Genomic DNA, 24,871 nt, shown 5'->3' with positions numbered 1-24,871 from the left:
ATGGCAACTAATAATGTAAAACAGATACATGATTTCGGACAGAGTATCTGGCTTGATTTTATCGACCGCGAAATTATCGCATCCGGAAAGCTGAAAAAATTAATAGAAGAAGATGGTGTTAGAGGAGTGACCTCAAACCCTGCAATTTTTGAGAAAGCCATAACCAGCAGCGCTGATTACGATAAAGACATTAAGGAACTTGCAAAAACAGCAGCAAACAACGAAGAGTTATTCTTTGGTTTAGCTATAAGCGATATTCAACAGGCTACTGCCCTGTTTAAAGGTGTTTACGATGAGTCTAACGCCGAAGATGGTTACGTTAGCCTTGAGGTATCTCCATTTTTAGCATTAGATACCGAAGGTACTGCCAAACAAGCAGAAGAGCTTTGGAAAAAAGTTGACCGCGAAAACGTAATGATTAAAATCCCTGGTACAAAACCGGGTTTGGCGGCTATTCAGCAATCAATTGCAAAAGGTATCAATATCAATGTAACCTTGCTTTTTGGCCTGGATCGCTACGAAGAAGTAACCGAAGCTTATATTTCTGGCTTAGAGGAGCATTTAGCTGCAGGCCATAAAGTTGGCCATATAGCATCGGTAGCAAGCTTCTTTTTAAGCCGTATTGATGTTATTGTTGATCCGCTATTGGAAGCAAAAGGCGAAACTGCTTTAGTTGGCGAGGTTGCTATTGCATCTGCTAAAAAAGCTTACGAAATTTATAAAAGAGTTTTCAGCACCGAAAGATGGCAAAAACTGGCTGCACAAGGCGCAAAACCACAGCGTTTGCTATGGGCAAGCACAGGCAGCAAGAACCCTGCGTTTAAAGATACCAAATATGTTGAGGCCCTGATTGGTCCGGATACTGTTGATACCGTTCCTTTAGAAACTGTTGACGCTTTCCGCGATCATGGTATTGCTGCAAACACTTTAGAGGGTGGTTTAGAAGAAGCAACCGCTACTTTGGCAAAACTGAAAGATTTAGGTATTGATTTAGATGCTATTACCCAACAACTGGAAGATGAAGGCATCGAAAAATTCAACAAACCATTCGAGAAGCTTTTGAACGCTATTGAAGATCAGAAAAACAAATAAAACTTAACCTATGGAAGTTGCAGATCTGAAGATACTCTTTTTCGATATAGGTGGCATTTTGCTATCGAACGGTTGGGGGCATGAAGCCCGTGAAGAAGCGGCCAAAAGGTTTAACCTTGATTGTGATGAAGTAAACTCCTTGCACAATTTTATATTTAACGTATATGAAATTGGCAGCATCTCGCTTGATGAATACCTGGATACGGTGGTGTTTAATCACCCGAGGGATTTTGTTCGTGAGGATTTTAAGGATTTTATTTACTCTACCTCGGTTGAGCTGCCCAATATGCTGCAATGGCTAAAGGAGTGGAAAAAGGACTGTGGCTTCCGTATTATTTCTGTAAATAACGAAGGTAAGGAGCTTAACGATTACCGGGTGCGCAAATTTAAACTGCATGAGTGTTTTGATGCCTTTGTATCATCATGCGAAGTAAAAATGCGCAAGCCTGATCCGGGCATCTGGCAGCTGGCTATGGGTATTGCCCAGGTATCGGCGCAGCAATGCGTGTATTTTGATGATAGAATGATGTTTGTTACCACAGCGCAAAAACTGGGTATCCGCTCATTTCAGCATACCAGCTTTGAAAATACCAAAAAAATATTAGAAGGTCTAAAAAAAGAAAACCTCAAAACAACATGAGCGCAACAACAGATAAATATGCTTTTGGCATGATAGGCTTAGGCGTTATGGGCCGTAGCTTACTACTCAATATGGCCGATCACGGTTTTGCCGTAGCCGGGCATGATAAAGATGCCGCTAAGGTATCATCATTAAATGATGAGGCCGGCGATAGAGCCGCTAAAGGCTTTGGCGATGTAAAGGAATTTATTCAAAGCTTAACCACGCCACGCGCCATCATGATGCTGGTACCTGCAGGTAAAATTGTGGATGCTGTAATTGAGGAGCTTACTCCTTTATTGGAGAAAGGCGATATTTTAATTGATGGCGGTAACTCTCACTTTACTGATACCAATCGCCGTGTTGAAGAGCTGGAAGCTATTGGCCTGCATTTCTTCGGTATGGGTGTTTCTGGTGGTGAGGAAGGCGCTCGTCGTGGTCCAAGCATGATGCCGGGTGGCGATAAACAAGCCTACAACGTAATGAAGCCAATATTTGAGGCCATTGCTGCTAAGGTTGATGGAGCGCCTTGTGTAACTTACATTGGGCCTGGTGCATCTGGTCACTTTGTTAAAATGGTACACAACGGTATCGAGTACGGTATTATGCAGGTAATTGCAGAAACGTATGAGATACTTAGAAAAGGCTTGAAGCTGGATAACGACGCCATCCAAAAGATATTTGCGCAATGGAACGCTGGTCGTTTACAGTCGTTCCTGTTGGATATTACTAAAGATATTTTTGCCTATAAAGCACCTGGAACAGATCACCTGTTGCTGGATGATATTAAGGATGAGGCAAAAGCCAAAGGTACCGGTAAATGGACATCACAAGTGGCTATGGACCTGGTTACCCCTATCCCAACCATCGATACTTCTGTATCCATGCGCGATCTGTCAAAATACAAACAACTACGCGAAAAAGCTTCCACTTTATACGGAGGCGATATTGAATTAGCCGGTGATAAAGAAGAATTGTTGGTTGCTCTTGAACAGGCATTCTACTTTACTTCTATCATTACTTATGCGCAGGGCATGCACTTGCTGTCAAAAGCATCTGAAGAATACAAATACGATCTGCATTTGGGCGAGATTGCCAAGATATGGAGAGGTGGCTGTATCATCAGGTCGGAGTTTTTGAATGATATTTATAACGCATACAATAAGGATGCTCAATTGCCGCACTTATTGCTGGATAGCGACGTGCAGAAACTGGTAAGTGAAACATTGCCGGGTATCAGAAAAATACTATCGGGTACTATTGCCGCGGGTGTTGCAGCTCCGGGATACGCATCTGCTTTAAGCTACTTTGATGCCTTCCGCAGCGAAAAAATGCCATCGAACCTTACACAGGCCCAGCGCGATTATTTTGGCGCACATACTTACGAGTTGATAGGCAAAGAAGGGACTTTCCATACACAGTGGACCAAAGCCGAAGACTAACTATAAACTATTAAAGCTGATAACAATGAGCTCAAGCACAAAATCAGACCCTACTATATTCATTATTTTTGGCGGCACCGGAGATTTAAACTCCCGTAAAATTGCCCCTGCACTCTATAATCTTTTCTTAGATGGATGGATGCCTAAGCAATTTTCTATAATTGGTACCGGTCGTACAAAATTAACCGATGAGCAGTTCAGGGAAAACCTGCATAACGATATCAACCAGTTTTCGCGCACCGGTAAAGCCGATGATAAAAAGTGGGCCGAGTTTGTAAATAATATCTACTACCAGGTATCAGATGCTAACGATTTTGAAACCTATAAGGAATTTGGCAAACGTATTGAAAAACACAATGCCGAGTGGAAAACTAAAGCCAACGTATTGTTTTACCTGGCGGTAGCACCAAACTTTTTCCCTATCATCGCATCTAACATATCAAAAGCTAAACTGGCCGAAGATAAAAAACGCGTAAGGATCATCATCGAAAAACCATTTGGTCATGACCTGGAAACTGCAAAAGAACTTAATCAGTTATTGAAGAGTATTTTTGACGAGTGCCAGATTTACCGTATCGACCATTACCTGGGTAAAGAAACCGTTCAGAATATAATGGCATTCCGCTTTGCCAACTCCATTATGGAGCCGCTGTGGAACCGTAATTATATTGAGCACGTACAAATCTCGGTTACCGAGCAATTGGGTGTTGAAGAACGCGGTGATTATTACGATGGATCAGGCGCGATGAGGGACATGATTCAGAACCACTTGTTGCAATTGCTTTGCCACATTGCTATGGAGCCACCGGTTAGCTTTAGCGCCGATGAAGTACGCGACCGCAAGGTTGATGTATTAAAAGCCATGCGGAAATTTACACCAGAAGATGTACGTAATTCGGCCGTTAGGGGTCAGTACGGCAGCGGATGGATGAGGGGTAAAGAAGTTTCCGGTTACCGTGAGGAGCCAAAAGTTAATCCTGAATCAAACACCGAAACTTTTGCCGCTATAAAATTCTTTATTGATAACTGGCGCTGGCAAGGTGTTCCTTTCTATTTACGTACAGGTAAAAGAATGCACCAGTCTTCATCAGTTATTACCATTCAGTTTAAAGATGTTCCGCATTTAATATTCCCTACAGAGGCCGCCGAAAGCTGGCAGCAAAACAGGCTCATTATCAGCATTCAGCCAGAAATGAGCATCCGTTTGCAGGTACAGGCCAAGCGCCCGGGAATTGATATGGTATTAAATGCTGTTGACATGGTATTTGACTATAAAGGCACCTATACCAATCAGGCACCCGAAGCTTATGAAACCCTGATATTGGATACCATGATGGGCGATCAAACGCTGTTTATGCGTGGCGACCAGGTAGAAGTTGCTTGGGAGCTGGTTATGCCTATTTTAAGTACCTGGCAAAATAAAAAGAGCCTGAATTTCCCTAACTATTCTGCCGATTCATGGGGCCCAGAAGCCGCTGAAGCATTGATTGCACGCGACGGCTTTAATTGGTTTACGTTACCCGTAGCCGGTAAAAAGCAATAAATTATGAATCTAAATATCTTTAACACTGCCGATGAGGTGCTTACAGCATTGGCAGATTATTTTGTTAAAATAGCCGATGCGTCAATTGCAGCCAGAGGCAAGTTTACGGTAGCATTATCAGGAGGAAGTTCTCCTAAAAAGCTGTATGAACTGCTGGCTTCAACAAGCTACGCCGACCAGATTGATTGGGAAAAGGTTTATTTCTTTTTTGGGGATGAGCGCAATGTACCGCAGAACCATAAGGATAGTAATTACCTGATGGCAAAAACGGCCATGTTTGATCCTTTGATGATAAGCCCGGCCAATGTATTCGCTGTTGATACTACATTTGAGCCCGCAGAGGCTGCCGCAAGATACTGGGAAATGATCTCCACCTTTTTTGATGAGGATGAGCTGAGTTTTGATCTTGTATTGTTAGGCTTAGGTGATAACTCACACACTGCATCGTTGTTTCCGCATACGCCGGTTTTACATGATACAACACCAGGTGTAAAGGAAGTTTGGCTGGAAGATCAGCAAGTGTGGCGGATTACGCTTAACGCGCCATTAATCAATGATGCCCGCTACATAGCGTTCCTGGTTTATGGCGAAGGAAAAGCTATTGCCGTACACCATGTGCTGGAAGATGAAGAAAACATTGAGGAATATCCTGCCCAGCTGATAGATTCTATTGTTGGCGAAACGGAGTGGTTTTTAGATGAACCCGCCGCCGCGAACCTGGAAGGAGAATAAATGAAAACCATTTAATGGTTTAAGACTCTCAAGTAATAAAAAATCCCTTCGTTGTAATAACGAAGGGATTTTTTGTTGTGAAATATTGTGATAAAGTTTAGGTTTCGGCTATTGCGCCGGCGGCATATCTGCCGAGCCCCAGCTGGTATTGGCCTTTGGACCCATTTCTAAAACAAGCTTACCGCCCTTTAATAGCTCGGAAGCCGGGAACCAGAAGGAATTTAACTCCCTGCCGTTTAATGTAGCCCGTTGAACGTATTTATTGTTGCGGGATGAATTTACAGCCTCAATGATAAAGCTTTGGCCACGGCCGTACTGCCCGTCCAGATGGATGGTCACTTTAGGGAATATAGGGCTGCCTATTTCATATATAGGATGCGAGCCTGTACCGCCATCTATCTGGAATAAGCCCAGGGCGTTCATGATAAACCATGAGCTCATCTGCCCCTGGTCTTCATCACCTAAGTAGGCGTTTGATACCCCAAAACCGTAAAAACGATCAACAATGGAGCGGCTCCAGCGCTGGGTTAACCAAGACTTTTTAACCCAGTTGAACAGGAAGGCAAAATGCATACTTTGCTGATTTCCTTGTATCACAGGGTAATCCCAGTATTGATCACCAGGGGCATTAAAGCGAAGCTTGTAGCTTTCTGCAAAACCCCATGATAAACGGTCAATAAATTTATCGGTGCCTATAGCGCTGGCCAGTCCCGGTACGTCCTGAGGTACAAAATAGGTGAGCTGCCATGAATTACCTTCTACATAATGTTCATTAGCCCCGGATTTAAAGGGATCAAAATTAGGGAACCACGCCCCATCTGATTTTTTTAGTCGCGCATAGCCGGTTTCCTTATCTATAATGTTTTTCCAATAGCCAGACCGGTCTTTAAACTCATCATACTCCTTTTGTTTCCCCAGTGATTTAGCAAATTGCGATACCGTATAATCGTCATAAGCATATTCAAGCGTATTGGAGAAACGGCCGATATCATAAGGCACATATTTATATTTAAGGTACGCCTGCAGATCTTCGTTGCCAGCAAACCCCGCTGCGCCTACTTTTTGTGCCGGTGTGGTTTGCATTTTATATACGGCTTCAAAAGCTTTTTGTGCATCAAAATCGCGGATACCCATTTGGTATGCGCCAACTATGAGTGGTATTTCATGCTCGGCAACCATTACGGGCACGTAGTTCATGCCGGCAGGGCCTTTGGCCAGCCAGCCATTGGCATCATACATGGCCAGTTGCGAATGCACCCATTTTGACGACCACTCTGGTGTAACCAAATTCCAAAATTGGTTAAGGTTCCAAAAGGTGTTCCAAAAGGCATCGCAGCCCATAGCTAGTGAATTGGGGTCTTTAAATTGCTGTTTGCGTTTGCTTGCATCTATCCACTCGCCATTTACATCGCTCCAGGTGTTACGGCTGGCCAGCGCGCGGTACATATTGGTATAAAAGCGCATTTTTTCGCGGGAATCATTGCTGCCTATCTCCAAACGGTTAAACAGCTTGTTCCAGGTATCCCGCTGCGCGTTGCGTACTTTACTAAAGCTCCAGCCAAAAGGGGTGCTAATTTCTGTGGCCAGGTTTTGCGCAGCATTTTCAACACTTACCAATGATATGCCCGTGCGTACCTGTATCACCTGGTTGCTGTTGGTATCAAACTCAACAAAAGCACCCGCTTTGCCAGGGTCAATACTGCTTAAAATATCTTTATCGCCTACAGTATTATTTACCCAGGTGCCAAACTTTTTGAACGGACGATCAAACTCGATTACAAAATGGATGGTATAATCCTGGTTCACACCGCCAGACCATACATTTTTGCTGAATTGTTTGCTTGAACCTTCTATTCTGGTATCACTTATCTTTTTTAATGTTACATCCTTCAAATTATAGCCATACTCAGCCGGAATTTTCAGATCTATCATTACTCGGGCATTGGTGGCCCTAGGGTAAGTATAGCGCATAAAACTACAGCGTGTAGTTGCAGTAAGCTCTGCCTTAATGTTATAATCGGTAAGCTGAACTTTGTAGTAGCCTATCGGGGCCTCCTCGCTGGCTTTATCTATTTTTGATCTATATCCATCGCCGGGTTTGGTTTCATCACCAACAAAGGTTTTTAATGGGCCGCTTGTTGGGAACATGCCCAGGCCAGCCATTGTCCACTCATGGATATGGCTAAATGTGCCAATGCTTTCGTAGATAGGATCATAACCGGCAGACCATCCCCCGTTTTGATTATCGGGACTTAACTTTACCATACTAAATGGCATCCATGGTCCGGGCGCTATCATCCAGCGGGAATGCGCGGTACCAATCCGGGTATCGCCATAGTCAGCCGGGGTAATAACCGCCCGTGGCATGCGTTGTACAGTGCCGGTTGCAATAGCTTCACCATCGCTGTAAATTTGGTAGCGGCTTTTTGTTGATACAGCAACAGCAGGCATGGGCACCTCTAACTGGTAACGTGCCGAATCCAGCTTTTGTGTAAACACGGGCTCTCCATCAAGTTTAACCGTTATTGTGGGGTTGCCTTTCAGGTGCTGAACATCAACCAGCAATGGCTGGTAGCGTTTGCCATCGGTTTTCAACTCATAAGAGGCTGCTTTTACCTCGCGTAAAAAAACATCTTTAGGGTTGATGAGCTTTAATGTTTGCGGGCCATCTAACCTTACCTGGTCAAAAACCAGCCATGAGCCATCAAGCGTGGTTAATTGTACCTCGTTGCCGCCTTCATGTAACAAGCCTGGCTTTACGGCAATACTTATTTTATAGGGATTGGCATTAGTAAAATCTCCGTTAATGGTATTGTCGGTATTTGAAGATGCGGGCAGCTGATATTTGAAAGGTTTGCCATTAATAAGCACCTTAAACAATGGTGGTAATTGGTTTTGATAGCCGGCAATATTAATCACCAGGCGGCAGTCGGCGTTTTTAGGTAAGCTGGCAATGCCAAAGAGAATATTGAGAACATTTGTACGTGTGCCCGATGTTGACCCCGTACCACCCCAGCCATCTTTGGGGCCAGGCAAAGTATATGGCCAGTCTTTTTCGGTTTTGGAGAAGCCGACCAAAAAATATTGGTCTTCCCAGCCAAAATCGTCATTCAAAAAATTAGCGTATTTAGCGGGGGCCAGTGCCATACCCTGGCTGTTACCATCAGCTTTCCCTATTTCCCATATGGTTTTTTGCTGGGCCGATAAAGGGATTAGTTTTGCGCACAAGAGAATACTTAGTATTACTTTTTTCATGATCATGCTTCTATTAGCTACATGTTATAACGTACTATAACATATGCCTGTAATGTAAAATATTGCGCAAGATAATTAGCGAAAACTACAATTCCAATTAATGTATATACAATAAACTTATTTGTATGGACATTTAACTGTTTTCAGGCCTGAAAGATGTTGATTTATATTTCTTGCTTATTATGAACAAGCTTAACCCGAACGAAAAACAGCAATGTGTACAGATTAAAAAAGCATGTGTTTTGGGTATTTTTGGTAGCGTAAATAGTAAAATTGAGGACTTTTTTTTAAAAACAACCCGGTTTTCATGAAAAAGCACACTTTTTTGATAAAAAAGTGCTTTTTTTTATCAAAAAATTAGTCTACCAATTCTATAGTGCATATATTTGTATTAATTGTTATTATCGATCTAACCAATTAGTTCTTTATGGTAAATAATGAGGTCAGTCAACTAAAAAAAAGAGGCAGCCATTGGCTTTCTCTTTTTTCTTTTAATGGCATTATTTTTTTGGGATAAAACACATCGTTTAGCATTTAATATTGTTAAAATATGCGCCACATCATGAAACAAGCCCCCTCGGGGATAAAAACTAAAGGGGTAATTAAGGCAATTGTTATCTGTGTTTTCTGTTTTTAAGTCGTTTTATATAAATACCACCCATTCCCTATTTCTCTGATCATTATAAAATGAGAGGGATTCATTTTAGGAACATCTTTTTTATTCTTTATATACAAGTAACCTACTGAGTTGTCAGTTATACCGCCAACAAGGAAATTCAAATTGTTTTTTGAACTTTCCCAATCGGGGAAGGCATTATCAATAAATAACAACGCTAAACGGTTTTTGTAAGTTTCGGCACCCTTCATTTCTTTTAGTCCCTGTGATTTGGTCATTACACCATGTTTAACAAGCGAGTTTTTCAGATCTTCAAATGCCCGTTTATTCTTGTTAAAATGAGAAATTAATTCACTATCGAGGGATAATACTAAGCTTGTATTTCCTAATAAATACCGGTATTCCTCTTTTGATTTAAATAACCTATGGTCCTTGGCCTTGGTGTATGGCGAAGCTATAACACTATCAATTTGTTTTGCGGTAAGGGCAGATAGATCATCATTTACTTTTGCAATAATTCCCGTCATTGCTAATGCTCTAAAAGCACATAGTTTCCATATAGTGTCCTTTTTGAAATGCAGATAAGTGTCAAGCCCTTTACCTAAAGAATCTGTTATAGTCATGGCAACTACAGCGGTTAAGGTATTTTGGTCCAACAAAACAAACTTTGTTTTTATCTTATTAGATAGGTCCCGGCCGTTGGGATGGCCTTCGTATTCGTCAATTGAATAGCGTTTGATCTCTGGAAAAGTATCCCTGGAAAATATTTTTTTGCTTAGATCCAGTGGCTCATAGCTTTGAGCATTACAAATAAAAGCAAAACATGTAAATGATATAAAAAGGAACAATTGTTTCATTGCAGATAAGGATTATGTCTAAAGGTAATTATTCCGTGCACAATTGTCGTTTAATAACTCTTAAGATAGCACCTCCTCCAGCACATCTCCCGAACGGATATTACCAAAGCCTTCAATATGCATGGCATAATATTCCATCAATTTATGGATCAGGTATCGCCTTTCATCATTATTGAGCTTTAATTGCTCTATGTTCTCAAAGCTGCATTGCAGCACCAGGCTAAAGTTTTGGGTATGCGGCGGCGATAGGTACTGCAGGCTATCGGGCTTATACTTACTAAATGTTCCATTTTTCAGATCGAAGTAATCGGCATGGCCAATTAAAGATCTATCGGGATAAAAACCCAGGTAACGGGTAAGCTGGGTTAAAAACAGCAGGTGAAAGTTGGATACGTTTCCGGTTTGATGATCGAGCCATTCAATAGCGTTAAAAACAAAATCAAAAATGTCTTCTTCTGCCGATTGCTGCTTTATCGCTCTATACAGCACTTCGTTCAAAAACATGACGATGCAACTTTTTATTACATCGTAAGGGATAGTTTGCAGTACGGGCGCGTTTTTAAGCTCGGTAATGCGCTGTACACTGCCGGTATTTTTATGATAAACCACCAGGTCAAGCAGGTGCAGGGGTTGCAGCATGTTGCGGCCTATTTTGGCCCGGGGCTTTTTGGCGCCGTTGATGATGTAGGACTGCAAGCCAAATTTCTCGGTAAAGATTTGTACAATCACGCTGCTTTCACCGTAGTCTGTTGCTTTAAATACAATACCCCTGGTTTTATGCAGCATGCGTAATCAATAAAATTAGTTTTGGTAAAAAAATAACTATGCCGGTGATGAGCGCAAATAGGGCGGCTATCACCACCGATGCGGCGCACACATCTTTCACGTGACCAGCCTTTTCATGGTATCCAGGTGATACAAGATCGGTAAGGGTTTCTATGCCAGTATTTATAAGTTCGGTTACCAGCACAATAGCTATGCTCAGCATAATCCATTGCCACTCGGCAAAAGAAATCTGTAGCAAAGCCCCCAAAACAACGGCAATAAAGGCCAATGCCAGGTGAATTCTGAAATTGGGTTGGGTTAACGTAGCATATCTTAGGCCTTTAAACGCAAAGCCAAAACTGCGTAACAGTCTTTTCATGCATCAAAAATACGTGTAATTGGCTTATTTATTTTATGCTGATTTACGTGGTTAAGGCCGTGAAATTGCTTATTATCACAAAGTCAATAAGTTCAATCGGCAGATAGATCAATTTTCGTAGTTTTGCGGCGCTCTTAACTACTACAATAATGTTCTGGAAAAATACGGCTTCATTCATTCTTAAAAATAGGCTCTTTGTATTAATAGGCGTTGTGGCGCTGAGTATTTTTATGGGATATCAGGCATCCAAAGTAAAAATAACCTTTAATGGTGGCAAAGTACTACCCATTACCGATTCGGCCTATATCCGTTATAACCAATTTAAAAAGATGTTTGGCCAGGATGCCTCGTCTATGGTTATTGGCATAAAATCTGATAAGATATTTGATAAGGATGTATTTAATGACTGGTACCAGATAGGCGACAGTCTTAAGCATGTAAAGGGAGTTAAAGCAGTAATATCCGTTGCCAATGTTTACAACCTCCAAAAAGATACTGCTCAACATCGTTTTGTTATAAAGCCGCTGGTTACAGCGCCATTGGCAACAACACAGGCGGTTGATAGTGTAAAACAACAGATAGCAAATCTTCCGTTTTACAAGGGCCTGGTTTTAAGTAACGATGGTAAATCAACTTTAATGGCCATTACGTTTGATGATAAAATCATCAATACGGCATTCCGGGTGCCTATCATCAATAAAATAAAAAAACTGGGCGCGGCTTTTGAGCAGAAGCATGGCATAGTGGTACATTACTCGGGTTTACCACTTATCCGCACCGTGGTTGGCGATTTGGTAGCGCATGAGTTTACCATGTTCCTTAGCCTCTCGATATTAATCACGGCCTTGATATTATTGCTCTTTTTCCGCTCCTTCTTCCCGGTTATTTTTCCGGTGATCATTGTTGTGTTGGGGGTAGTATGGAGCTTGGGTACGCTGGTGCTCATGCACTATGAAATGACCATACTTACCGGTATCATCCCTCCTCTTGTGGTAGTTATCGGCATTCCCAATACTATATTTATCCTTAATAAGTATTATCATGAATTTGCGTTGTGCGGTAATAAGATGCGCGCGCTAAATGTAGCTATCGAAAAAGCAGGTATAACAACCTTTATAGCCAATGTAACCACCGCAATTGGCTTTGGTGTATTGTGTTTTACCAACAGCGAACTGCTAACCCAGTTTGGTTTGGTGGCCTCTATAAGTATTATGGCAACCTTTGCATTGAGCCTTATCCTGGTGCCCATTATTTTTAGCTATTTGCCATCGCCAAAATCGGAAACAGCGGGTATTAAGGATAGTAAAGCAATGAATAAACTGCTTATTGGTTTAGATCACCTGGTACACAACAAAAGACGAACGGTTTACATAACTACCCTGGTGCTTATTGTAATATCGGCCATCGGTATCTTCAAAATAAACATTAACGGCTATGTGGTTGATGATTTGCCGAGGCACAATAATACATTGGAAGATTTGCGGTTTTTTGAATCGAATTTTAACGGTGTGCTGCCTTTGGAGGTAAGTATTGATACCAAACGTAAAAATGGCGTAATGAACCAGGCTGTTATTCGTAAGGTTGAAAGGCTGGAAAAATTGATATCATCATACCCGGAGTTTAGTCGCTCTATCTCTCTTATACAGGTTTTGAAGTTTAGCACCCAGGCTTTTTATGGAGGCAACCCCGAATATTATCGCCTGCCCGATGGGCTGGAGCAAAATTTTATCCTTAACTACGCAGGCAACTCGGGCAAGAGCTCCAATGCGCTTAATACCTATTTGGATAGCACCCGGCAGGTAACCCGCGTAACGTTTGAAATGGTTGATGCCGGATCAAAAAAAATGAATGTAGTGCTCGCTAAGCTGCAGCCGCGTATCGATTCTATATTTAACCCGAAGAAATTTCATGTGGAGCTTACCGGCAGCAGCATTATATTTATAAAAGGCACAAATTACCTGCTCACCAACTTGTATGAGAGCCTTGCCTGGGCAATTTTGTTAATTGCCGTAGTGATGTGGATTTTGTTCCGTGGGATAAAAATGATAGCTATATCCTTATTGCCCAACCTGGTGCCATTAATAATTACAGCAGGCATCATGGGCTTTTTTGGCATTCCGCTTAAGCCATCAACCATCCTGATATTCAGCATAGCCATGGGCATCTCCAGCGATCAAACGATATACTTTATCACCCGCTATCGCCACGAGTTGCGCAACAGCAACAAAAGTATATCAGAAATTGTATCTGATACCATCCGCGAAACCGGGATAAGTATGATATTTATAGCAACGGTTCTGTTTTTTGGTTTTGGTGTTTTTGTGGTATCTAAGTTTGGTGGTACGCAGGCTTTGGGCATCCTGTTATCAATTACCTTGTTGGTAGCGATGATTAGTAACCTTACCCTATTGCCGGCATTTTTGTTAAGCCTTGAAAAAGGTACAAATCGCAATAAATTAAAGGGACCGGATATAGAGGAATAGCCTCACCCCAGCCCTCTTCTAGATATCGGGAGTTAGTAAAAGGTATTGAAGCATAAAAAATAAAGCAACAAATTTGTTAATCAAACCCTCTCCCGCCGGAGAGGATTTAAGGGAGGCGCTCTTTATGGATTTTAAACTCAACAACAAAGTAGCCGTAGTGCTTGCAGCAAGTAAGGGACTAGGCAAGGCAATTGCCACCACGCTATCTGCGGAAGGTGCGAAAGTGATCATTGGCTCGCGCGATGAGGCAGAGCTAACCAAAACGGCCAATGAGATAAAACAGCTTACCGGTAACGATGTGGTTGCCATACCTGTTGATGTTTCCAGGGCTGATGAGATTGATGCATTCATCACCAAAGCTGCTGCAACATTTGGGCAGATAGATATTTTGCTTAATAATGCCGGCGGGCCCCCGTTTGATAAATTTGAAAACTTTGACGACGAGCAGTGGCAAAAAGCTTTTGAGCTTAACCTGCTCAGTTTTGCGCGTTTAAGCAAACTGGTGCTGCCTCACCTGCAGAAAACCGGCAGCGGACGCATTATCAACATCATCAGTGGTTCGGTTAAAGCGGTGTTGGGTAGTTCGGTGCTATCAACCAGTATGCGGATGGGCGTTGTTGGGATGGCGAAATTAATGGCCGATGAGTTTGGTCCTTACAACATCACGGTAAACAATGTAGCCCCGGGATTAATCCTTACAGACCGGATCAAACATACCATGCCCAAAGATGTGGACCCTGAGCAGGCCATAAAAGACAAAGCCAAAAGCATTCCTCTTGGCAGGATAGGTAAACCCGAAGAGCTGGCAGCATTGGTTGCTTTCCTGGCATCAGAGCAGGCGGCCTATATCAGCGGAACTACTATCCAGGTAGATGGCGGGGCTAACAGGAGTATTTTTTAATTTCTGAACCGGGATTAAACGGATTTATCCGATTTTTTGGATTTGACGTGCATGTTTTTTACATCGCATCCTGAAATATTTTTTTAATCGTGGCAATCCCTTAATCTGATGAATCCCGGTTCAGACAAAAAGCCTACTCTTTGCTTTCTTTCATATAATCTATCAACAGGGTAATAATACTCACTATGCCTGCCATGGTTAAGCCGGTAGCGCCACCCTGCATAAACACCTTCCACTTTGAACCCTGCAACACGGGGATAGCCATTGATGCCGAAAACAGGATCACAGCTACCAGTAACATTAATATGGTACGCTTTACTTTATTATTTTTCACCCCTCTAAATTAAAAAAATCATTTATAAATTCTGTATTTTTGCAACCTCTTAAAAAAGAGGTGATAAACGGTAGAATATATACATGTACAAAGAATATAAGCAGTTAAACTTATCGCAGACAGGCAAAGAGATACTTGAGTTTTGGAAACAGAACAACATCTTTGAGAAAAGTATCAGCAGTCGCCCGGCAAATAACCCTTACACTTTTTACGAAGGGCCGCCGAGCGCAAATGGTATGCCCGGTATTCACCACGTAATGGCGCGCTCCATCAAGGATATTTTTTGCCGTTATAAAACACTTAAAGGTTACCAGGTTAAACGCAAAGGTGGCTGGGATACGCACGGCTTGCCTATTGAGCTGGCTGTTGAAAAAGCTTTGGGTATAACCAAGGATGATATTGGTAAAAAAATAACTGTTAAAGAATACAACGATGCCTGCCGCAAGGAGGTAATGCGCTATACTGATGTATGGAACGACCTGACCGAAAAAATGGGTTACTGGGTTGATTTGAATGATCCATACATCACCTACAAAAACGAATACATTGAAAGCCTTTGGTGGATACTGAAACAGCTTTATGATAAAGACCTTTTGTACAAGGGGTATACTGTACAACCATATTCGCCAAAATCGGGTACCGGCTTAAGCTCGCATGAGCTAAACCAGCCCGGCACTTATAAAATGGTGAAGGATACTACCATTGTGGCCCAGTTCAAGGTAAAACGCGATCAGGATTCTGCCTTTTTATTTGAAGGTGTAACTGCCGATTTATTTATACTGGCCTGGACAACCACCCCATGGACTTTACCATCAAACTGCGCCTTAGCCGTTGGGGAAAATATCACTTACGTTAAAGTAAACACTTTTAACCCTTATACTTTTGAGCCAATCTGCGTTGTTTTAGCAAAGGACCTGGTTAAAAAGTACTTTAAGGCCGAAGGCGAGAGCGCATCTTTTGAAGATTACAAAGGCGGCGATAAAGTTATTCCGTGGACATTACTGGCGGAGTTTAAAGGCAGCCAGTTGCTGGGGATTCACTATGAGCAGTTAATGCCTTACGTAACCAATGCCGATCTTGAAAAAAACGCCTTTCGTGTAATTCCTGCTGATTTTGTTACTACCGAAGATGGTACAGGTATAGTACACACCGCATCTGTTTTTGGTGCGGATGACTTTAGGGCCTGTAAAGAGAACGACGTACCATCAGTAATGGTGAAAGACGAAAATGGCAAGGAAGTTCCATTGGTGAACAAGCAAGGCCGTTTTGTTGACGAGGTTACTGATTTTGCAGGATACTACGTTAAAGAAGAATATTACTCTGATGCTGAACGCGCGGAGAAAGATTTTAAACCTACCGACGTACTGATCTCTATCAAGCTAAAAACAGAGAACAAAGCATTCGACGTTAAAAAATACGAACACAGCTACCCTCACTCCTGGCGTTCAGATGAGCCTATTTTATACTATCCCTTAGATAGCTGGTTTATCCGTACTACTGCGGTTAAAGATAAAATGGTAGCACTTAACAAAACCATCAACTGGAAACCAGAATCGACCGGAACCGGCCGTTTTGGTAACTGGCTGGAAAATTTGGTTGACTGGAACCTGTCGCGTTCACGCTACTGGGGTACTCCGCTGCCTATCTGGCGTTGTGATTATTTTAGCAAGGGCTTCCAAAGAGAAATTTGTGTTGGAAGTATAGAAGAACTTAAGGAGAAAGGGGTTTATTTTTATTTTGATGAGGCAAAAGCTTTTTTCCAGAAGGAATCTGTCGAAGATATAATTGCCTTTTTAGAAATCGATAACCCTGATCAAACAGATTACTTAGATATAGAAGAATATAAAATGCTAATTGATAAAGGCATTTTAGAGTTAAAACATTTTATCCAAAATTGCCCTAAGAGAGATGTACTCGTAAAAAAATATTCTTGTACAATAGAAGAATACTTCAAAAACGAGAAAATGGGTATGGATCTTCATCGTCCTTACGTTGATAATATAATATTATCAAAAGAATATGATGGAGTGCTCCAATATTATGTTCGTGAGCCAGATCTAATCGACGTTTGGTTTGACAGCGGCGCAATGCCTTATGCACAATGGCATTTCCCGTTTGAAAATAAAGAAGAATTTAAAAATGCCTACCCGGCAGATTTTATTGCCGAAGGTGTTGACCAAACCCGTGGCTGGTTTTTCACCCTGCATGCTATAGCCGTAATGCTAAGCGAGTGCAGCGATGAAGTAAAAGCGGTGAACGAAGAAGTTGGTAATGGCGGCGTCGCCTTTAAAAACGTAATCTCGAACGGTTTAGTGCTGGATAAAAACGGCAATAAAATGTCTAAACGCCTGGGCAATGGCGTTGATCCGTTTGAAACTATTGAACAATTTGGCGCCGATGCCCCGCGCTGGTACATGATCAGCAATGCATCGCCATGGGATAACCTGAAGTTTAATACCGAAGGGATAGATGAAGTGAGGCGTAAGTTTTTTGGCACGCTTTACAATACCTATTCGTTTTTTGTGCTTTACGCCAATATTGATAAATTTAGCTACAGCGAAGCAGAAATTGAAATAAGCAAACGCCCGGAGATTGACCGCTGGATAATATCGTTACTAAACACCCTTACCCTGGAGGTTGATGGTTTTTATGCCGATTTTGAACCAACCAAAGCTGCCCGCGCCATACAGGAATTTGTGGATGCGCATTTCAGCAATTGGTTTATCCGCTTAAGTCGCCGCCGTTTCTGGAGGTCTGACAACTCGGATGATAAGTTATCGGCTTATCAAACGTTATATACATGTTTAATTACCATTAGCAAATTAATGTCGCCTATAGCGCCCTTCTTTGCCGATCGATTATATAATGACCTTAACGGCGTTACCGGTAAAGAAGAATTTGAATCAGTTCACCTGGCTTATTTCCCAACCTACCATAAGGAGCTTGTTGATACCGATCTGGAAGAACGTATGAAACTGGCTCAGGATGTATCATCACTGGTGTTATCATTACGTAAAAAAATAGGTATCAATGTACGCCAGCCATTAAGTAAAATACTTTTACCTATATTGGATAAAGATTTTAAGGTGCATGTAGAGCAGGTAAAAGAACTGATATTATCTGAAACAAACATCAAAGATATTGAGTACATTACCGACACGGCAGGCTTCATTAAAAAGAAGATAAAACCTAATTTTAAGGCCCTGGGACAAAAAGTAGGTAAGGACATGAAAGCCGTTGCAGAAGCCATCAGCAACTTTACGCAGGAGGATATTGCTGAGTTAGATGCAAATGGAAGCATTGGAGTACTTGATAATAAATATTTAATCGTTGATACTGATGTAGATATCATTGCGGAGGATGTACCAGGATGGCAAGTTGCAAATATGGGCAAACTAACCGTGGCTTTAGATGTTACCATAACCAACGAATTAAAACAGGAGGGTATAGCACGAGAGTTAATTAACCGGATTCAAAACTTACGTAAAGAAAAAGGATTAGAAGTAACCGATAAGATAAATGTAAGCATTAGCGATCACCCTTATATTGGCGAAGCGGTGAAAAACAATTTATCCTATATTTGCGCCGAAGTTTTGGCGGCGGGCATAGTGCTTGATAGTGAGTTAAATGAAGGTGATTTAGTCACCATTGATGAAAATGAAATTTTGATTGTTATTAGTAAAATATAAATGAAAGTAGAAAACGAAAAAACCAGATATTCTGAGTCAGACCTGCAGGAATTTAAAGCACTGATCCTGGATAAACTGCGTATTGCTAAAGAAGAATTGAACTCTCTTGCAACTTCATTAAGCTCGCCTAACGCGAACGGAACTGATGACACAGCAGGAACTTACAAAACACTGGAAGATGGCTCGGCCACACTGGAAAAAGAACAAATTAACCAGTTAGCTGCCCGCCAGAAAAAATTCATTGATCAGCTGGAAGCTGCTTTGGTGCGTATTGAAAACAAAACTTACGGTATTTGCCGCGAAACCGGCAAGCTGATTCCGAAAGAACGTTTACGTGCCGTTCCGCATACCACCATGACTATGGAAGCAAAATTGAAGCAATAAATGAAGGCAGCTTACACTAAACCTTTTTTAACTGCTGCATTTATTATTCTTGCCGACCAGATCATTAAGACCTGGGTAAGAGGGCACATGTACATGGGTGAAGAGATTCGCTTTTTGGGTAACCGAGGCATGCTGCACTATACCGAAAACAATGGCATGGCCTTCGGAATGGAATGGGGTGGCGATGCAGGTAAGCTGGCTTTAACGTTGTTTCGTATTTTTGCAGTTTGCGGTATTGTTTACAGTCTTGTATATCTTATAAAACATAAATACCACCGTGGGCTCATCATGAACGTATCGCTCATTTTAGCCGGAGCGGTAGGTAATATTATCGATTCAACGTTTTACGGTATTATGTACAAGTACGCTCCCTTATTTCACGGGCGCGTGGTTGATATGTTTTACTTTCCATTGTTAAAAGGCACTTATCCATCCTGGTTCCCGTTATGGGCAAATGAGCCCTTTGAGTTTTTCAGGCCGGTATTTAACCTTGCCGATTCGGCTATTTGTGTGGGAGTAATCATGATATTGCTATATCAGAAACGTTACTTTAAACACGAAGTGCCGGAAGTAAGCAGCCCGAATAGTGAAATGGTTGAAGAGTAAAAAAACGATATAATAACTGAAAGAAGCCGCGTTAAGCGGCTTTTTTGGTTATATGGGTGTTCCGGTGAAGTTGCAGCCTGTGGGGACACAGGTTGGGGATATAATCGCTCTTTCCTTCTTCATTCACGATCTGTGTCCTCACAGATCGTCGCACAAGAGAAGGCCTCGTTATATCATCGAGGTTAGCTCTTTTTTTACCGATAGCTTGAAAGCTAAAACATCTAATTGTTTAAGAAGGCTATCTAATTGTACATGAAAGTCAAATAAGGGCACCTCCCCCTGTTCATAGTCTGCTATAAATTGTTTTAGGTTTTGCTCTATTTCATGTTTTATAGATACTATTTCTATCGGGCTAAATAGACGACCTGTATTTGTATTATAATAATCCATAGAAACAAAAATGTCTTCAAGTTCAGATTCTATTTGCCGTATTTTCAATAAAGCATGTCTGTATGAATATAAATAATCAAGCTCTGTTGACTCTGCTTTGATTGGGTAGTTTTTCTTTCTTTTTCCGATTAAAAAAAATGATAGGATCGACGAGGCAATTAAAATGACGACGAAATTCATATTAGTTTTATTTTTTTATATTTCTTGTTTTGAGAAGAGAGATTTGGGGGAGGGCATGAACTGAAAATATTCCGTTCACCGCAAATTTACTGGCTAAATAAATTTCTTCTATAATTCATAGCTTAATCGTTAGTTGTAATCTTTTAGGAAATCTTATTACGGATGGATTTAATTTTGGTTGCTTAAAAAGCATTATTTATTATTGATTTAGTTTATATGTAATCGTTGTTGAAATAACCTGTTATTCTTAAACAAAAAAACCCGGCCAATCGCCGGGTTTTTTTGTATTTATCTAAAATCTGTACGTGTGGCAGCTTACTGCACCTGGAACATATTGTTAAAGTTTGTACCATCAGGATAGTAGCCGGATATAACCAGGTTACCATTACGCAGGTTGGTGATTACTTTATCAATATCGGCTACGCTGTTGATAGGCGATTTATTGATGCTGGTAATAATGGAACCAACAGGGATTTCAAAGCTATCAAACACTCTGCCTTCGCGAACCTGGGTTACCTGAACTCCGGAGTTTACATGGAATTTAGCTTTCTGCGCCGGAGTTAAGGGTTGGAAACTCGCACCCAGTTTGTTAAACAATTCCTCTGCCGACTTGGAAACAGCCGCCGTACGAATAGTTGGACTTGCATCTGCCTTAAGCGTTACCGCAAAGTTCTTTTCTTTTCCATCGCGAAGCACAGTAAGGTTTATTTTATCTCCGGGTTGCATGCGGCCAACATGTTCCTGTAGGTCTGATGATTCATAAACAGGTGTACCTTCTACTTTTTCAATGATGTCACCTTTTTGAATGCCCGCTTGCTGCGCGCCGCCGCCATCAACCAGTTCATTAACATATAAGCCGGTTGTGTTGTTGATGTTTAGTTTTTGCGCTACATCCGCATTAAGCTCGGTAAAGCTTACGCCAACAAATCCACGTTTTACCGAACCAAACTTTTTAATATCGTTCAATACTTTTTTGGCAAGATTAACCGGGATAGCAAAGCCATAGCCTTCATATGAGCCGGTGTGCGAAGCGATAGCGGCATTGATGCCTATCAGCTCGCCTTTTGTATTTACAAGGGCACCACCGCTGTTGCCGGGGTTAATGGCGGCATCAGTTTGGATGAATGATTCAATAGCCTTGTTAAGCTTTGGTGCGGCTGACTGATTGCGGTTACGGCCAAACGGGCCGCTTTCGTCCTGGTTGTCCTCGCTGCCAATGATACCAATATTGCGGCCCTTGGCGCTTATAATGCCCGCTGTAACGGTTGATGTAAGGTTAAAAGGGTTACCAACTGCCAAAACCCACTCCCCTACGCGGGAATCGTCGGAGTTGCCTAATTTAACAATAGGCAAATTTGTAGCGCTGATTTTGATTAGGGCCAGGTCGGTACTCGGATCGGTGCCTATCACTTTAGCCTGGAAGGTGCGGTGATCATTTGTTGCTACCGTAATTTTATCTGCTTTATCAACAACGTGATTGTTGGTTACAATGTAGCCATCTGTTGAGATGATAACACCGGAACCCGAGGCCATTTGCGGCCCTTGCGGACGCATACGCTGACCAAACATATCACCAAACATCTGCTCCAGCTGGTCCTTCTTGCTGTCACCTTCTGCCTGGCTGCTGTACGTTGTACGAATGTAAACAACCGCCGGGGTTACCGCCGCGGCTGCTTCCGTAAAATCAAGAGAACCGGTTGATGATACTACCGGGGCCGATGGATTACTGGTAAAGTAAACTTTTTGTTTGTCCTCAAAGCTTAGGTTATCCGCATATTTACTTTCGATAACTTTGTATGCACCTAAAGCCAGGGCTCCTCCTACAAAAGCGGTTAATAATGTTAAACCAATCTTTTTCATCTTTATATTTGCCTTTCTTTGTTTATGTGAATTAAATTTAACAGATCAAAATTAATACCATATAGACTACATAATCAATGATTAGTTATCAGGTTTTTTGTTAAAATTTGTTAAATTGTTTTTACTTAGCGGTATTGCTTGTCACAAAGGTTAGGATTAAGCTAAGTAGCTGATATTAAATGATGTTATTGTGAAGATACGATTTTTTAAATACCAGGGCGCAGGTAATGATTTTATATTGGTAGATAACCGCGAAAATGCGGTTGACCACAGCAATCCAAGGTTGATTGTGCGCCTTTGCGACAGGCGTTTTGGCGTTGGCGGGGATGGCATGATGTTCCTTCAAAATAAAGAGGGTTTTGATTTTGAAATGGTGTATTACAATGCCGATGGCCAGCCCAGCAGTATGTGCGGCAACGGCGGAAGGTGCATTGTAGCCTTTGCCAAATTTTTAGGCATCATTAAAAACGAAACGGAATTTTTGGCGGTAGATGGTCCGCATAATGCCAAAATTACAGACGAGGGCGACTGGGTGAGCCTGCAAATGATTGATGTAAAGGAGCTAAAGACTGACTTGGATGCCTATGTACTTGATACGGGATCTCCCCACTATGTAAAACTGGTTGAAGACCTGGAGCACCGGGATGTTTTTCACGAAGGCAAGGCTATCCGTAATAATGCTACCTACCGCAAAAAAGGAATCAACGTAAACTTTGTTGAACCGATTGACGACGGATACTTTGTGCGCACTTTTGAACGCGGTGTAGAAGACGAAACCTTTGCCTGCGGTACCGGGGTAACTGCGGTAGCTTTGGCCATGGCCAGCCATAACCAGCTTATCGGTCATATTGATACGCCGATAAAAGTATTAGGCGGCAACCTCAATATCCGTTTTAATTACGATGGCAAAGTATTTACCGATATATTTTTAGAAGGGCCGGCAGTGCAGGTGTTTGATGGGGTGGTGGAGATATAAGTGCAATTAAAAACACATCAATTTTTAATAATTATAAAAGGCCGTGCATTTGTCTGCACGGCCTTAATAGTAAATATTAACTGATATTATATAAAGAACGATACAAATCAATTAGGGTTTTTAATTGGCGCACTCCCCGCAGCGGGCGGATTGATAACATATTCATCTGCGGGTACATCCCAGTAATCAAGAAAGTTGTAATTAATTGTTGCATGGGTGCTCAAAACACCATCCGATCCAAGGACAACAGCATTAGTACGTCCGCCGCCTTTGGTTACATCATCTATAATCCCCCATCGCCTTGCGTCATAAAAAGCAAGACCCCTAAATACTAATGCGACCCTTCGCTCTCTTCGCAATTCTTCTTTTGCATCAGTTAAGCTTAATGCCCCGCTTAAGGCAGCCAACCCGGCTCCCTGGTAAGTTCTAACATTATTTATACTCAATAAACCTGCAGGTATGCTACCTGTGTTTATTAAAGCTTCGGCTTTCATAAGCTCATTCTCTTCGTAGCTCCCAGCTATATATAACTCATAGTTACCTGGGGTTTTATCGCTGAGAACTGCTACGTCGCCTTTATTCACGCCATTGGCATCCAATAATTGCCACCTGGTACTAAAGGTAAATCCACCTACCTGGTTTGTGTACTGATTAACGGCGAAATTGGTTGCCAGCCTCTTATCTCCTGTTTTATATTCCTGAATTAATCGTTCACTTATTTTAAAAGAAGTTGATTTAGGTAAGCCGGTTGACATGGCTGCAACAGAGCCTCCGCTGGCCGAGAAAAATCCATTTGTGGCTGTTGTGCGGCCTGTGAAAACAAAATCATCTGACTTAATTCCTGCATTTACCAATGTTAAAACGGCGTTCCAATCGGTACTTGTCATTTGGCTTAATCTTTTGTTTGCGAGTAAATTACGCGCTTTCATGGTATTAATATTCCGAATCCACATAGCCGTAGTAAGCACACCGCCTTTACCTGTTTGCACAAAGCTTGGCAATAATTTACCTAAAACGGTACTATAGTCTGATATACTGGTAATTGCACTTAATAAAGTGCTTGCCTGATCAAAGTTTTTATTTGCCTCTGCTATCATGGCTGCACTTGTAACATACGTTGATACCAGGGAAGATGTATTGCCAACACCAACAGTGTTATTAATGATGCCTGCATAATAAATTGATCCTATTTTTGAATATGCGAACCCTTTCCACCAATAAGCCCAGGCTTTTATGGTATTTTTTTTTGTTTCAGCATCACCGGTAAATTTTATCGCATCAACTAAAGCTAATACCTGGTTACAGGCATTATTTAACGAATACATATAGGCCCACTCATAATAAAACATATTGGCGGGCTTTTTATCACGCGCGTTACTTATCCTTATTACACTTTTTGAAGGAGATGTATTCGTAATCTTACTCCCGTTATCAAGTATTACATAATCTGGCAGGTTAACCACATTGATGTTTTGATTGGATGCTTCGGCCGATATATTATCACCTAATAGTTCATGGAAGCCAATGCCTAATGAAAAGTAACTATCGCCTAACCAATTTTGGTTAGCAATGATGGAAGGGTTATTTCCATTAAAACCGTTTATGTAAACAGCCGCGGTTGATAGTGAAATAATTCCCGGTTCATCCTTTGCCTGCTCTATTGTTGGTGAATTGGGGTTTTTTACGTCAAGCTCCTTTTTGCAGGATGATACGCTTAGTAGGGTAACCGCTGCAAAATAAATTGATAAATATTTATATTTTTTCATGT

Annotated in this window: 19 protein-coding genes; 11 read left to right on the top strand and 8 right to left on the bottom strand. The window is 41.7% G+C overall.

Going from position 1 to position 24,871, the window contains the following annotated elements; all coding sequences use genetic code 11:
- Genes tal through pgl form a run of 5 tightly spaced genes read left to right on the top strand, consistent with a single transcriptional unit; the run spans position 1 to position 5,428 of the window.
- Positions 1 to 1,092: a transaldolase gene (gene tal / locus Q0R88_RS22590; protein WP_295720686.1), complete on the top strand. Its 1,092-nt coding sequence runs from the start codon at positions 1 to 3 to the stop codon at positions 1,090 to 1,092.
- A 10-nt stretch (positions 1,093 to 1,102) separates the two neighbouring features.
- A complete protein-coding gene (locus Q0R88_RS22585) occupies positions 1,103 to 1,732 on the top strand; it encodes an HAD-IA family hydrolase (protein WP_295720685.1) in 630 nt (209 codons plus the stop codon).
- Complete coding sequence (gene gndA, locus Q0R88_RS22580) at positions 1,729 to 3,153, top strand: NADP-dependent phosphogluconate dehydrogenase (RefSeq protein WP_295720684.1); 1,425 nt, start codon at positions 1,729 to 1,731, stop codon at positions 3,151 to 3,153. Before Q0R88_RS22585 ends, gndA begins: the two co-directional genes overlap by 4 nt.
- 25 nt (positions 3,154 to 3,178) lie before the next feature.
- A complete protein-coding gene (gene zwf, locus Q0R88_RS22575; RefSeq protein WP_295720683.1) occupies positions 3,179 to 4,696 on the top strand; it encodes a glucose-6-phosphate dehydrogenase in 1,518 nt (505 codons plus the stop codon).
- A 3-nt stretch (positions 4,697 to 4,699) separates the two neighbouring features.
- Positions 4,700 to 5,428: a 6-phosphogluconolactonase gene (gene pgl / locus Q0R88_RS22570; protein ID WP_295720682.1), complete on the top strand. Its 729-nt coding sequence runs from the start codon at positions 4,700 to 4,702 to the stop codon at positions 5,426 to 5,428.
- Positions 5,429 to 5,536: 108 nt separating this feature from the next.
- Here the strand turns inward: pgl and Q0R88_RS22565 are convergent, their stop codons facing one another.
- From Q0R88_RS22565 to Q0R88_RS22550, 4 genes are all read right to left on the bottom strand, one after another.
- On the bottom strand, positions 5,537 to 8,683 hold the full coding sequence (locus tag Q0R88_RS22565) for a GH92 family glycosyl hydrolase (RefSeq protein ID WP_295720681.1): 3,147 nt from the start codon (positions 8,681 to 8,683) through the stop codon (positions 5,537 to 5,539).
- Between the two features lie 633 nt (positions 8,684 to 9,316).
- Positions 9,317 to 10,156, bottom strand: a complete 840-nt coding sequence (locus Q0R88_RS22560) for a hypothetical protein (RefSeq protein ID WP_295720680.1) — start codon at positions 10,154 to 10,156, stop codon at positions 9,317 to 9,319.
- A gap of 60 nt (positions 10,157 to 10,216) precedes the next feature.
- Entirely contained in the window at positions 10,217 to 10,942 is a 726-nt protein-coding gene (gene recO / locus Q0R88_RS22555; RefSeq protein WP_295720679.1) for a DNA repair protein RecO, read from the bottom strand.
- Positions 10,932 to 11,300 carry a diacylglycerol kinase family protein gene (locus Q0R88_RS22550; RefSeq protein ID WP_295720678.1) on the bottom strand — a complete coding sequence of 123 codons (369 nt, stop codon included), beginning with the start codon at positions 11,298 to 11,300 and terminating at the stop codon, positions 10,932 to 10,934. The genes recO and Q0R88_RS22550 overlap by 11 nt, the downstream gene beginning before the upstream one ends.
- Positions 11,301 to 11,449: 149 nt before the next feature.
- Between Q0R88_RS22550 and Q0R88_RS22545 the strand changes: the two genes are divergently transcribed.
- Together Q0R88_RS22545 and Q0R88_RS22540 are read left to right on the top strand one after the other, a co-directional pair.
- The gene (locus Q0R88_RS22545; RefSeq protein ID WP_295720677.1) at positions 11,450 to 13,783 is read left to right on the top strand and encodes an MMPL family transporter; all 2,334 of its coding nucleotides are present in this window, start codon (positions 11,450 to 11,452) and stop codon (positions 13,781 to 13,783) included.
- A gap of 124 nt (positions 13,784 to 13,907) precedes the next feature.
- Positions 13,908 to 14,684 (top strand): SDR family oxidoreductase, encoded by a 777-nt coding sequence (locus tag Q0R88_RS22540; RefSeq protein WP_295720676.1) that lies wholly within the window; start codon positions 13,908 to 13,910, stop codon positions 14,682 to 14,684.
- A 133-nt stretch (positions 14,685 to 14,817) separates the two neighbouring features.
- Here Q0R88_RS22540 and Q0R88_RS22535 read toward each other — a convergent pair whose 3' ends face one another.
- Positions 14,818 to 15,018 (bottom strand): hypothetical protein, encoded by a 201-nt coding sequence (locus tag Q0R88_RS22535; protein WP_295720675.1) that lies wholly within the window; start codon positions 15,016 to 15,018, stop codon positions 14,818 to 14,820.
- 83 nt (positions 15,019 to 15,101) lie between these two features.
- On the opposite strand from Q0R88_RS22535, the gene ileS reads away from it, so the two are divergent.
- Genes ileS through Q0R88_RS22520 form a run of 3 tightly spaced genes read left to right on the top strand, consistent with a single transcriptional unit; the run spans position 15,102 to position 19,697 of the window.
- A complete protein-coding gene (gene ileS / locus Q0R88_RS22530; protein ID WP_295720674.1) occupies positions 15,102 to 18,707 on the top strand; it encodes an isoleucine--tRNA ligase in 3,606 nt (1,201 codons plus the stop codon).
- Positions 18,708 to 19,091 (top strand): TraR/DksA C4-type zinc finger protein, encoded by a 384-nt coding sequence (locus Q0R88_RS22525; RefSeq protein WP_184547488.1) that lies wholly within the window; start codon positions 18,708 to 18,710, stop codon positions 19,089 to 19,091.
- Positions 19,092 to 19,697, top strand: a complete 606-nt coding sequence (locus Q0R88_RS22520) for a lipoprotein signal peptidase (protein WP_295720673.1) — start codon at positions 19,092 to 19,094, stop codon at positions 19,695 to 19,697.
- 168 nt (positions 19,698 to 19,865) lie between these two features.
- Here the strand turns inward: Q0R88_RS22520 and Q0R88_RS22515 are convergent, their stop codons facing one another.
- The gene (locus Q0R88_RS22515) at positions 19,866 to 20,267 is read right to left on the bottom strand and encodes a hypothetical protein (RefSeq protein WP_295720672.1); all 402 of its coding nucleotides are present in this window, start codon (positions 20,265 to 20,267) and stop codon (positions 19,866 to 19,868) included.
- A gap of 315 nt (positions 20,268 to 20,582) precedes the next feature.
- Entirely contained in the window at positions 20,583 to 22,127 is a 1,545-nt protein-coding gene (locus Q0R88_RS22510) for a Do family serine endopeptidase (protein WP_295720671.1), read from the bottom strand.
- A 190-nt stretch (positions 22,128 to 22,317) separates the two neighbouring features.
- Between Q0R88_RS22510 and dapF the strand changes: the two genes are divergently transcribed.
- A complete protein-coding gene (gene dapF, locus Q0R88_RS22505; protein ID WP_295720670.1) occupies positions 22,318 to 23,103 on the top strand; it encodes a diaminopimelate epimerase in 786 nt (261 codons plus the stop codon).
- Positions 23,104 to 23,210: 107 nt separating this feature from the next.
- Here the strand turns inward: dapF and Q0R88_RS22500 are convergent, their stop codons facing one another.
- Positions 23,211 to 24,869 carry a RagB/SusD family nutrient uptake outer membrane protein gene (locus tag Q0R88_RS22500; protein ID WP_295720669.1) on the bottom strand — a complete coding sequence of 553 codons (1,659 nt, stop codon included), beginning with the start codon at positions 24,867 to 24,869 and terminating at the stop codon, positions 23,211 to 23,213.
- Positions 24,870 to 24,871 lie beyond the last annotated feature (2 nt).

It is taken from the genome of Mucilaginibacter sp. (genome assembly GCF_025362475.1).
In the GTDB taxonomy this organism is placed as follows: Bacteria; Bacteroidota; Bacteroidia; order Sphingobacteriales; family Sphingobacteriaceae; genus Mucilaginibacter.
The sequence above is the reverse complement of the archived record's forward strand: the minus strand, read 5'-3'. Positions and strand labels throughout refer to the sequence as shown.

Coding starts and splice junctions, on each gene's coding strand:
- Q0R88_RS22550 (WP_295720678.1), bottom strand. CDS start 11,300: ATGAAAAGACTGTTACGCAGTTTTGGCTTTGCGTTTAAAGGCCTAAGA.
- Q0R88_RS22525 (WP_184547488.1), top strand. CDS start 18,708: ATGAAAGTAGAAAACGAAAAAACCAGATATTCTGAGTCAGACCTGCAG.
- recO (WP_295720679.1), bottom strand. CDS start 10,942: ATGCTGCATAAAACCAGGGGTATTGTATTTAAAGCAACAGACTACGGT.
- pgl (WP_295720682.1), top strand. CDS start 4,700: ATGAATCTAAATATCTTTAACACTGCCGATGAGGTGCTTACAGCATTG.
- Q0R88_RS22500 (WP_295720669.1), bottom strand. CDS start 24,869: ATGAAAAAATATAAATATTTATCAATTTATTTTGCAGCGGTTACCCTA.
- Q0R88_RS22560 (WP_295720680.1), bottom strand. CDS start 10,156: ATGAAACAATTGTTCCTTTTTATATCATTTACATGTTTTGCTTTTATT.
- ileS (WP_295720674.1), top strand. CDS start 15,102: ATGTACAAAGAATATAAGCAGTTAAACTTATCGCAGACAGGCAAAGAG.
- tal (WP_295720686.1), top strand. CDS start 1: ATGGCAACTAATAATGTAAAACAGATACATGATTTCGGACAGAGTATC.
- Q0R88_RS22510 (WP_295720671.1), bottom strand. CDS start 22,127: ATGAAAAAGATTGGTTTAACATTATTAACCGCTTTTGTAGGAGGAGCC.
- Q0R88_RS22515 (WP_295720672.1), bottom strand. CDS start 20,267: ATGAATTTCGTCGTCATTTTAATTGCCTCGTCGATCCTATCATTTTTT.
- Q0R88_RS22540 (WP_295720676.1), top strand. CDS start 13,908: ATGGATTTTAAACTCAACAACAAAGTAGCCGTAGTGCTTGCAGCAAGT.
- Q0R88_RS22520 (WP_295720673.1), top strand. CDS start 19,092: ATGAAGGCAGCTTACACTAAACCTTTTTTAACTGCTGCATTTATTATT.
- zwf (WP_295720683.1), top strand. CDS start 3,179: ATGAGCTCAAGCACAAAATCAGACCCTACTATATTCATTATTTTTGGC.
- gndA (WP_295720684.1), top strand. CDS start 1,729: ATGAGCGCAACAACAGATAAATATGCTTTTGGCATGATAGGCTTAGGC.
- Q0R88_RS22545 (WP_295720677.1), top strand. CDS start 11,450: ATGTTCTGGAAAAATACGGCTTCATTCATTCTTAAAAATAGGCTCTTT.
- Q0R88_RS22585 (WP_295720685.1), top strand. CDS start 1,103: ATGGAAGTTGCAGATCTGAAGATACTCTTTTTCGATATAGGTGGCATT.
- Q0R88_RS22565 (WP_295720681.1), bottom strand. CDS start 8,683: ATGAAAAAAGTAATACTAAGTATTCTCTTGTGCGCAAAACTAATCCCT.